Annotated in this window: 10 protein-coding genes; 4 read left to right on the top strand and 6 right to left on the bottom strand. The window is 33.3% G+C overall.

All coding sequences use genetic code 11. The annotated features are described in order from the left end of the window. Positions 1 to 97: 97 nt before the first annotated feature. From AC07XU_RS07025 to AC07XU_RS07000, 6 genes are read right to left on the bottom strand one after another with little or no spacing between them, the layout of a single operon-like run. Positions 98 to 1,387: an O-antigen ligase family protein gene (locus AC07XU_RS07025; RefSeq protein ID WP_494942910.1), complete on the bottom strand. Its 1,290-nt coding sequence runs from the start codon at positions 1,385 to 1,387 to the stop codon at positions 98 to 100. Further along, positions 1,387 to 2,499 carry a glycosyltransferase family 4 protein gene (locus AC07XU_RS07020; protein ID WP_494942909.1) on the bottom strand — a complete coding sequence of 371 codons (1,113 nt, stop codon included), beginning with the start codon at positions 2,497 to 2,499 and terminating at the stop codon, positions 1,387 to 1,389. Before AC07XU_RS07020 ends, AC07XU_RS07025 begins: the two co-directional genes overlap by 1 nt. Next, positions 2,481 to 3,734, bottom strand: coding sequence for a lipopolysaccharide biosynthesis protein (locus AC07XU_RS07015; RefSeq protein ID WP_494942908.1), 1,254 nt, complete (start codon positions 3,732 to 3,734; stop codon positions 2,481 to 2,483). Before AC07XU_RS07015 ends, AC07XU_RS07020 begins: the two co-directional genes overlap by 19 nt. Next, on the bottom strand, positions 3,731 to 5,848 hold the full coding sequence (locus tag AC07XU_RS07010; RefSeq protein WP_494942907.1) for a GumC family protein: 2,118 nt from the start codon (positions 5,846 to 5,848) through the stop codon (positions 3,731 to 3,733). Before AC07XU_RS07010 ends, AC07XU_RS07015 begins: the two co-directional genes overlap by 4 nt. 1 nt (position 5,849) lies before the next feature. Continuing rightward, positions 5,850 to 6,581 carry a polysaccharide biosynthesis/export family protein gene (locus tag AC07XU_RS07005; RefSeq protein WP_494942906.1) on the bottom strand — a complete coding sequence of 244 codons (732 nt, stop codon included), beginning with the start codon at positions 6,579 to 6,581 and terminating at the stop codon, positions 5,850 to 5,852. Positions 6,582 to 6,586: 5 nt separating this feature from the next. Beyond that, positions 6,587 to 7,021 (bottom strand): response regulator, encoded by a 435-nt coding sequence (locus tag AC07XU_RS07000; protein WP_494942905.1) that lies wholly within the window; start codon positions 7,019 to 7,021, stop codon positions 6,587 to 6,589. A 208-nt stretch (positions 7,022 to 7,229) separates the two neighbouring features. On the opposite strand from AC07XU_RS07000, the gene hemW reads away from it, so the two are divergent. The 4 genes from hemW (at position 7,230) to AC07XU_RS06980 (ending at position 10,886) form a co-directional block, all read left to right on the top strand. Next, positions 7,230 to 8,372: a radical SAM family heme chaperone HemW gene (hemW, locus tag AC07XU_RS06995; RefSeq protein WP_494942904.1), complete on the top strand. Its 1,143-nt coding sequence runs from the start codon at positions 7,230 to 7,232 to the stop codon at positions 8,370 to 8,372. After that, the gene (locus AC07XU_RS06990; RefSeq protein WP_494942903.1) at positions 8,372 to 9,157 is read left to right on the top strand and encodes an SDR family oxidoreductase; all 786 of its coding nucleotides are present in this window, start codon (positions 8,372 to 8,374) and stop codon (positions 9,155 to 9,157) included. Before hemW ends, AC07XU_RS06990 begins: the two co-directional genes overlap by 1 nt. Positions 9,158 to 9,266: 109 nt before the next feature. After that, a complete protein-coding gene (locus AC07XU_RS06985; protein ID WP_494942902.1) occupies positions 9,267 to 9,818 on the top strand; it encodes a fasciclin domain-containing protein in 552 nt (183 codons plus the stop codon). A gap of 186 nt (positions 9,819 to 10,004) precedes the next feature. Continuing rightward, a complete protein-coding gene (locus AC07XU_RS06980; protein ID WP_494942901.1) occupies positions 10,005 to 10,886 on the top strand; it encodes a cupin-like domain-containing protein in 882 nt (293 codons plus the stop codon). Positions 10,887 to 11,130: the final 244 nt, after the last annotated feature.

The raw sequence follows: 11,130 nt of genomic DNA, 5'->3' as shown, positions 1-11,130 counted from the left end.
ATATTATAATTAATTGATTAATAGATATTTATGAATAAAATGAACTTACAAATAATCTATTTCAGAGAAAGATTTCCATTTTATGGAAAAAATTTATTTAAGATAGCACTAGGTTTGGGCGTTTACGTTTGAGCTCTTTTATTTCAGATTGGATAAGCCGTTTTGGTCGATCTAAACTGATGGAGAAAATCAACATCTGATAAAATAAAATTCCATAATTAGTTTCTCCAAAAATTCCAAATTCGGTAAAAGAATTGATTAAGATTGGTATGAGGATACCCAGTAAAACCAACATTTTTTCGTTGTTCTCTTTTAAAAATCCTCTTATGGTAAAGCCTAATTGTGTTAAAGCTAATATTAAACCTATAAAACCCAAATTCATTAATACTTGCATAAACGTATTATGCGTCATGTGACCTGCATAGGTATGCACACTTTCGAAATGATCTTTATAATCAATTCGCATAAAACCAAAACCAAACCAAGGTTCTCTAGGCAATCCTTCATTAATTAATGCCTTCCAAAAAGGCATCCGCCCTGTCATCGATAAAATATCATCAATACCACCTTTTCTTAAAATTAAGGTTTGCACAGCAATAGGCAAAACGCTGGCAATTGTGGCGTAAATAGCATATTTTAATATTTTATGGTTCGATTTTCGTAAGTGGAAGAAAATAATGAGCAACAAGCCAATTAATGAGGAGCGAGATTTTGTTAAAATAAGGGCATAAACTAAAATAAGTAATTTAAAAACCGTCCACCATTTGTGGTGATTTCGGTATAAATCAAAAATTAAGCAAGATATACCAAGGCCACAAATCATGCCCAACTCATTCGGATTCATGATATAACCGCCCAATCTTTTGTCTTCACCACCCTCAACTAATCTAAAAAAATCATCAGGATTTACGAGCATTCCTACAATAAAAATAAGCAAAATCATGAAAATTGCATCGCCCATTAAATTAAAAAACCGAATTTTATTGCCAGGAAAAAAATTTTCTAACAATAAAAAACACTTCATAAAGTAAAAGGCAAAAACTAAACTTTCGAAATCCATAACCCATTGCAAAGTGCTGTAAGACACATCCGTACTCCATAAAAATGAAACAAGCGACAAGCCTAAATAACCACAATACAAAAATGGAGACCAAGGATTTTTCCATGTAAAGGCACTAATTGCGCCATAATTAACCAAGGCACGGTGCAAAAAAAAGGCAGCAACCGTCATCCCAATTCTCGAAACTACTTTAATTACCCTTGTAATAGCAATATTTTCACTCCAAGTAAAAAATCCTGCTATCATTAAAAAAAGTACAATCAGCATGATCCAATAGATGTTTCTTAAAAATCTTTGGTCTGATAGTTCATGATTTTTCGCTTTCATTATTGATATAACTTTGCGAACTGTTTTACAATTAAATCCCAATTAAAAGCCGTGCTAACCATATTTTTTGCATTTTCGCTAAGCTCTTTAGCACGATCTTTGTTTTTTAATTGATAATATAAAGCTGATATACCCTCATTAATTTCTTCTGATAAAGTATTTGATATAACCAAACCGGCATCAAAAGAAGAAATATAACCGCCCATATTTGTGGCTTTTGTTACTAAGCAAGGGATGCCTAAGGCGGCAGCTTCAAGTACCGCCGTTGGTAAACCTTCGTTCCTACTTGGTGCTGCAAACAAATTACATCGCATAAGCAGCTCAAATTTATCTATTCCAAACTTAGCGCCATGAAACACAACAGCGTTGGATATACCCAAATCAGATGCTAGCTTCATTAAATATTTTTTCTGGCTCCCATCTCCAATTATCCACAATTGAGCAGTTACATCACTCTTTAAAAAGAAATCTTTAAATCCCTCTAATAATTCTGCTAATCCTTTCGTGTATACATCTAAGCGCCCGCAATAGCCCACTATAAATCTATAATTACTGGAATTTGATTTAAAAGCTGCAGTATTTAATTGAAAGCCATACGGAATTAGCTTTGCATTTGTATCTGGCAAAATTGTATCTAAACCGTTCAATTCAGATTCGCCCAAAACATGAATTTTATGGGCATTACTTAGCAATTTACACTCAAAAAACCTGTAGTACATCGCTTTTATAAATCCGTTTTTACGCATAGCGATGAGGTTATAGCTTCCGTGAGGAGTAAAAACAAACTTGATATTTTTTTTTCTTAAGTATTTGGCTACGGCATACATCGCGGGTAAAAAACCACCATGAAGATGGCAAACTGTATCATTATTTAAAGCTAAAATTGCTCCCTTTAAAGCTTTGTCAATTGCAAAAGGGTTTTTCTGTGCCAAAAATAATTTTGTATCATAAATCCTATCGGGATAATTATGTTCAAGCTGGTTAGTTATACCCCAAAGAGAAACTGAAAAACCTACTAACTTCTGCCTGATGGCGAGCTCGTTAACAACTTTATTTACGCCATTCATCCTATCGGGATTAGCTTTACCAAGTACTATGTGGATGATTTCCATAAAAAAGAATGTTTGATTTGAAGAATGATTACCCAATAACCTAATGACACCAACTGAGATCCCATTAGGCCTACTAAAACACCAATAAGCCCATAATTTGCCAATAACCATGGAGCGCTAATTAAACTAAAAGCAACTGAAATGATATAGGCTTTGAAATAGGCTTTATCTAAATGCAAAACCCTAATTACCATTCGTATAGGATAGCCTACTGCCATTACGATATAAACTAAGCTTAAGCCATAAATTACAAAAGTGTATTGCTCATAAACCTCGCCACCAAGTAGATGTAAAAACTGCTTCGCAAAAACGCAAAACACAATAAGAAATGGCATTACAATAAGCAGGAATTTTTTCGAAATTCGAATGTAATATTGCTTTCTATTGCTGTTAGACTGGGTAAGTTTTGGTAGAGCATAATTTTCGAATGCCTGTAATATTAAATTAACCATACCAAATAAATACTGTACTAACCTTAAAGCACCTAATGCTGTAACTCCTAACCACCAGCCAGACGCCAATACAAAGAAATATCCAGAACCCCATTGTAAAGCAGATGAACCAACTAGCCAGCCAATTTTATTTTTTTGCAGGCTCCAACAATACATAAAAGATTCCTTACTAAGTGCTTTTAGTTTTAGTAAAACAATACCCGAAACAACAGATGGTATAAAGCTAAAACCTATAATTAACCAAGCCCAAAACTGATTTATTTCTACTAAAAACCAAGCCATTACTAATGCAATTAATTGAATGGCATTGGTTATCATGTCAATTAAAAAAGCTTGCTTCACTTTGTTTTGCGCAATAAATACTCTTCTTAAAAAATCTTGAAGAATATACAAACATGTACTTATACCAACCAAAAGCACAACTTGCTGATAAGGCACATACCAGTTAAAGTTGAGCAATGACATGATAAACCAGCACATAACAGCTAATAAAATAATTACCAATCCGATAAATAATTGCTGAATAAGCATGCCTGCGGTTAGTTTCTCTTTTTGTATATCATTTAATGAATGATAAACTACTTGGTAAATTTGTGTGCTAGACGCCATTACGATTGACAAGACAAAAAGTTGTACCATTGCTATTGCCGAAAAAGTACCATAACCAACTGCTCCTAATGCCCTAGCTAAAAATAAATTAGTTAAAAATGCGGTTCCACTAACTACTATTTGATCTGCCAATACCCAATATTTAGGCTGTACATTTCTTACAATTGCTATCATCGCTTTAAAATTTTTCTTATCCTTAAAATCTGCAGATATACTTGAGACCAAATGCTCGGCGTATAACCAGCCCTATTTAATATAAATTGTACATTTTCTAAAGCAAGCTCTTCGCTCAAATTATCCATTTCGGTAATTCTATTTTTGGTGGTGATGCGACTATCTAAAATCACTAAATTGAGATGACCGATATGCAGTAGATTTAAAGCTGTAGAATCAATTGCCATTGGAACATTGCGAACTATAATTATTTCATTGTTTTTCCTCTGGTTAGCAAGGTAATTGCTCCACATGCTGTGGTTAATCAAATTTTCATCAATTGCTGCGGTATCTATATAAATCACTTTTTTGCCAATTAAGCTTAAGGCAACAGCCAGATGTTCTGAGATAAATTGGCTACCTTCTTTTACATCAAAACTTGATATGGTAATAATTGTATTTTCTTCAACAAATTTTTTGATATCTAATTCTAAAGCCCATCTTTTAAAGTACATTTCAGTTAACTTTGCTTGCTTTAAATGAGGTATAGAGGCAGCTATTGGCAAATCAGATAACCGTTGAATAACCGCAGCATCATTTACTTTATTTTTTATAAAATGAACAAACAAAATAGCCGCTATTCCTCCCAAAAAACCTAAAATTGTAGCTAATACTTTAATAATTGCTGAATTTGGTGATACTGGTTTATTAGGAACCTCACCAGTAAAAATGATACGGTGAAAGGATATGGTTGCAGCCTTTGCAATCTCTGCTTCAGTGCGTTTTTCATGTAAAAATCTATAAATCTGCTCATTTAAACCAAAATCTCGATCTAGGACTGTCATGTTGCGCTCTTTTTCTGGTAAGCCCTCAAAAACCTGCTCAGCATCAGCTATGCTTTTGGTTAAATCATTGTATTTAATCCTTAAATTATGACTTGTATTGTCTATGCTTTCTAACAAATATTGATGTATATCTGCGAGGTTTGCATCAATTACTTTTACTTTATCATTACCAGGCGTAAATCTGATCAATAATTCTCTCCTATCTCTCTGTAGTTCTTTAACTTTCTTAACCATTTCAGTACTTAAGAAATCTGTGTAGGTATCAAAATTTGGCGCCAATTCTAATAAATTTTCTGAGCCATTTTTTAAGTTAAATTTTAAACTATCAACTGCGTTTAAATTCATTTGCACGCCAGCAAGCTGCTTCTTTAAATCGGCAATCTTTTTTAAATCGGTATCAGTTTCTTGAGAGATATTTACGATGTTATTATTTATCCGATATTGTTCTCTAGCATTCTCACTAACTGCCAATTTCTTATTATAAGATTCCAATTGATTGTTTAAAAAATTCGCACTAGTATCAGCAGATTGATATTTCTGATGGATATAATCTTCGATATAAGTAGCGGATAAAGCATTAACCACATCTGCAGATTGCTGCGGTACAGGAGAAAGATAACTAATTCTCAATACCGGAATGTCTTTATCAACTGCCATCACATCTAAATTTGAAATGACTTTGTCTATAAGCTTTTCATCAGAGTTAATGATAAACTCATACTTATCGTTAATCTTTAAATCTGGTCTTTTGGCTAACAGATTTTTATTGATTTTGATAGAAATTATACCCCCATCAAATTTTATCACCTTGTTAAATTTTGAGCTAATTGCGTTACCAGATGGTGTTTTTATCACGATGGTAGAGCCGTTGGTTACAACAACTTCAAAAGGAACATTATAAAATTTAGGGTTTTGGATTTCTGCCTGTACAACAAATGGACTTTGGTTATAAAGTTCAGTTTTATGAATATCACCTACGCGATAAATGGCAATTTTCATATCTAGCTTTTCTAGCGTTTTTTGAATTAATACACTCGATTTAAGCAACTCTACCTCTGCTCCAATTTTATTACTCGTTACAAATACATCAAAATCTTTAAATAAGTTACTGTTAGAAACTCCTTCATGTAGATCTGCAAGCTTAATTTTCGCAGTACTTTCGTACATTGGCGTTGTGTATTTCAAATACTTATTTGCAATGCCAATAGCGATGATAACGATTAGTAAAATGATTGGAATACCTCGATATAATGGTCTAAAAATGCCCATGTTTGCTTTGAAATTTTCCATCCTATTTTAAAATCCCCCAAACCAAAACAGCTGTACTTATTGCCGAAGCTATAGGCACAATAGTAGATGCAGCTCTTCTATCCCAATTTTTACCAGACCTACTTGGAGCATACACCACATCACCAGGTAATATGGTAATATTTGCTTTTGCTATCCCATCTGTGGCACTTAGGTTAACTGTAAAGTTTTTAGCTACGCCATCAACCTCTCTAATGATTTGAATTTTTTTCTTATTCGCATAAAAATCGAAATCGCCAGCTGCACCAATTAGCTCTAAAAGCGTGTTTTTCTCTTTCTCTAAAATATATTTACCAGGGCTTTTAAATTCTCCAATTAGCGTAACTTCTTTATTCAAAACTTTTATCTCTACAACCGGCTCAACAATCCACTTTTTATAAATCTCTTTTAAGGATGCTTTTGCTTCAGCAATTGTTAGGTCTTTAACCCTAAATGCTCCAACTTTAGGTATTGTAACATTACCAGCAGCATCTACCATTAACCATTTCCCATAAACTTCTCCAGAATTGTAAATGCCATAAATAGAACCAACACTTAAATCATCGTGATCCCAAACGCTGATATTTATTTTATCATTGTTTCTTAATCGGTATTCGTAAGGCTGCTTATTTTCTAGTAATGAGGCATCAATTGCTGAATTTGTTACCAAAATATTTTGCGTGCCGCATGAGCAAAACGCAAGAGTTACAAATAAACCCAGTAGTGTATATTTCATGATCATTAAAATAAAAATGGAAACAATCTTTTTCTAAATCCTTTACTTTCGGCAATGAGCGTTTTTAAACTCCCAATTTTAGTAAGCACTTTTTCGATACTTTTTAAAGTATCCTCATTTTTTATAATGTAATCGAAAGCTCCGTACTTAAGTGCATCAACAGCGGTTATAATTTTGCTCTGACCGGATAGAAAAACCACATAAATGTTAGGGTTAATTCTTTTAATTTTCTTGAGCACATCTAAACCATTCATGTTAGCCATATGTTGATCTAAAAAAATAATATCAGGACTATCAATTAAGTGGTTGATGCATTCACTACCATTTTGAAATTCAAATAAATTGGTATAGCCCAAATTTTTTAAATGCTGAACATAATATGCTCTGCTTAATTCATCATCGTCTACTAAGAAGATTTTTTGATCTATTAAATTTTTCATTGTTTTGTTTTGCAGGCTCAATTCAAGTGCGATGCCAAAAACTTAACAAACTGATTATTAATTAATTAAACAGTATACACAATCTACAAATTCCAAAAATTGGAAACGTATTCTGTAATTCGGATAAAGAAATCATAGCATTTAAACATTTTTAGCCCAACATATCAACTATCAATTTTATTGCAACTACCTTTGTATTTGATTTTTTATGCAAAGTATTTACATCCACATTCCGTTCTGCAAAAAAGCATGTACTTATTGCGATTTTCATTTTACAACTTCATTTAAATACGCAGATGAAATGGTTGATGCCATTTGCAAAGAAATAAGGTTAAAAAAAGATAGAATTACTGAACAAATAGGCAGTATTTATTTTGGCGGAGGAACTCCTTCTGTACTATCATCAGCTTCGCTACAAAAAATTTTTGATACGCTTGTCAATTGCTTTTCTATATCAGCCGATGCTGAAATTACTATTGAGACAAACCCCGATGACTTAGATACTAAAAAAATAAACGAGCTTAGAACATTGCCTATTAACAGATTTAGTATTGGTATCCAATCATTTTTTGAGGAAGATTTGGTTTGGATGAACAGAGCCCACAATGCTACTGAAGCTGTTTCTTGCATTAAAAGAAGTCAAGATGCAGGTTTTGAAAATTTAAGCATTGATTTAATTTATGGTTATCCGTTACTTACTGATGAAAAATGGTTCGCTAACATCGATAAAGCAATTGAGTTACAAACTCCACATATTTCTGCATACTCATTAACTGTAGAAGCTAAAACAGCCTTGGCTATTGCTATAGCAAAAGGCAAGCAAAGCGATGTTAGCGATGAGCAAAGTGCATCACAATTTTTAGAGCTTACTAATAAACTTCAACAGGCAGGTTTTGAGCATTATGAAATTTCTAATTATGCCTTACCAGGAAAATATGCCATCCACAATACCAATTACTGGAGAGGCGTTTCATATTTAGGTATTGGCCCTTCTGCACATGGTTTCGATGGACAAAACCGATACCTTAATGTTGCCAACAATGCCAAATATTTAGCAGAATTAAGCAACGGCAAACTTGCAGAAACATTGGAAGAACTAAGCGAAACAGACCATGTTAACGAGTACATTATGACATCCTTACGTACCATGTGGGGAATGGATCTTACTCAAATCAGTAACATGTATGGAGAAATTTATGCTCAAGAAATTTCTAAGCAAATTGAACCGTATATTGAAAATGAAAAGGTTATATTTAGCAATAACATAATTAAACTAACTGATAAAGGAAAGCTTTTTGCAGATGGAATTGCTGCAGATCTTTTTGTAGATGATGATTTAAAAAGAAGGTAATGAATAACAAAGTAATTTGGATTACTGGGGCTTCATCTGGCATTGGAGAAGCATTAGTTTACGCTTATGATCAATTAGGCGTAAAATTAATTATCTCATCAAGAAAAACTGAAGAATTAAATCGAGTTAAAACCAGTTGCAAAAACCAAGCTAACATCCAAATTCTAACATTAGATTTAGAAGATCATCAATCTTTATCTAGCAAAGCTGATGAAGCAATTCAAGCATTTGGTAAAATTGATGTGCTGATTAACAGCGGCGGAATAAGTCAACGAAGTTTGGCATTAGAAACTGATTTAGCAACTGAGCAGCGTTTTATAAACATTAATTTTTGGGGTACAGTTATTTTAAGCAAAGCTATTTTACCTCAAATGATTGCTCAAAATACAGGTAGCATTGTATGCATTAGCAGTTTAGTTGGCAAATTTGGCACAAAATACCGTTCTTCCTACTCCGCATCTAAACATGCTTTACATGGTTATTTCGATTCGTTAAGGGTAGAAATCAGCAACCCGAAAATTCATATTATGCTGGCTTGCCCAGGTTTTATAAAAACTAATGTTACCATTAATGCCTTAACAGCAAATGGAAAAGCGCAAGGCACAATGGATAAAGCTCAAGAAAATGGAATGCATCCCGAAATTTTTGCTCAAAAACTGCTTAAGGCAATTGATCATAAAAAAGACGAAGTTTACATTGGTGGCAAAGAAGTTTATGGTGTTTTTATCAAAAGATTTTTCCCAAAATTATTCTCTAAAATAATTAAGAAGGCAAAAGTAGTATAGCGAAAATATTTGTAATATACTGATAATTAATTTATTACAAATAATATTCAATTGTTTAAATCCGGCATTGCTTAATCTGCGTATCTCCATTCATAAAACTCAAAAAATTATGAAAAAAATATTATTCTCAGCAATTGCCGTAGTAGCTATGGCATTTTCAAGCAATGTTTACGCTCAAAAAAATCCAATGGTTGGTGGTGCAGCAATGTATGCCGATAAAGACATTGTTGATAATGCAGTAAACTCAAAAGATCACACAACTTTAGTAGCAGCAGTAAAAGCAGCTGGCTTAGTAGAAACTTTAAAATCTGCTGGTCCGTTTACAGTTTTCGCACCAACCAACGATGCATTTGCAAAATTACCTGCAGGCACTGTAGAAACTTTAGTTAAACCAGAAAACAAAGCTACATTAACAACCATTTTAACTTACCATGTTGTTGCAGGTAAATTAGGTTCTAAAGAAGTAGCTGCTGCAATTAAAGCTGGTGGTGGTAAAGCAGAATTAACTACTGTACAAGGTGGTAAATTATGGATTTACATGGAAGGCAAAAACGTAATGATTAAAGATGAAAAAGGTGGAACTGCTAAAGTTACAATTGCAGATGTTTTCCAAAGCAATGGTGTAATTCACGTAATTGATACGGTTTTAATGCCGAAATAAGAGGTCAGTCATCCCTCTAGATTTACTTAAAAAAGCGCCCCTACAAGTTGGGGCGCTTTTTTTACTTAACATCAATTTATCATAGCCATAACATTTATGAGATAAATCATATTTTTTTCGAATATTAATTTACACTTTTGTATAGGTGAACTATACTTTCGCCTGAAATTTACTTTATCGCACATTATGAGCTTTATTTTAAAACCTGTTGATACCGTTGAGACGATAAGTCCGGAAGATTTTAAAAAAAATTACCTGGATGCCAGAAAACCATTAATACTTAAAGGCTTAACAAAAGATTGGCCAGCTAGAGAAAAATGGACAACCGAATACCTTAAACAAATTGGCGGCGATATTGAAGTTAATTTGGTAGACAACTCGAAAGCAGACCCAACCAAGCCTATCAATGCATCAATTGCAAGCATGAAATTTGGCGATTACCTGGATCTGATTAAAAGAGAGCCTACCGAGTTACGTATTTTCTTTTTTAACTTATTTAAACACGTTCCAAGTTTAATCAACGACATTAAAATTCCTAAAGATTTAATGGGCGGTTTTATAGAAAGCATGCCTGCAATGTTTTTTGGTGGCTCAAACTCTGTTACTTTTTTACATTACGATATAGATTTACCTCATCTTTTTCATACGCATTTTGGCGGAAGAAAACATATCATCTTATTCGACAATAAATGGAAAGAGCGTTTGTATTGTTTGCCCAATGCTACCTATGCTTTAGAAGATTATGATGTAGCTAACCCTGATTTTGAAAAATTCCCTGCCTTAAAAGGCGTAGAAGGTTACGAAGTTTTCTTAGAACACGGCGATACTTTATTTATGCCTACCGGAATGTGGCATTGGATGAAATATGTTGACGGTTCATTTTCATTAAGCTTAAGAGCTTGGGATGCATCATTATCAAGAAAAGCTGCGAGTGTATTTAACTTGGCAGTAAAAGGTGGTGTTGATAGTGTGATCAAAATGATTTTCAAAAAATCTTATGCCGAATGGCGTGAAAGAAAAGCGGTTCAAATTGCAGAAAAAGCATTAAAAAAAGGATTACCGAAATAAGTTTTTAATTCCCCTAGTTAATTTAGGGGGTAAAGCAGTTTAAGCGGGGCATCGGTTACGGTAGCCCCGCTTTTTGTTACAAGGTTTTTGTAGCTTAATCAAGTCATTCGATGAATATTTTCCGCAATTCGTTATTCATCGGATGACTTCCATCGCTAACAAAAACCTTTTCACGTCAATCGGGTTTATTTAACTTTGGTTTATGCAAAAATCAACAACATGATCAAATAAAAATAATATATTA

The organism is Pedobacter sp. GW456-11-11-14-TSB4, assembly GCF_059424425.1.
The sequence above is the reverse complement of the archived record's forward strand: the minus strand, read 5'-3'. Positions and strand labels throughout refer to the sequence as shown.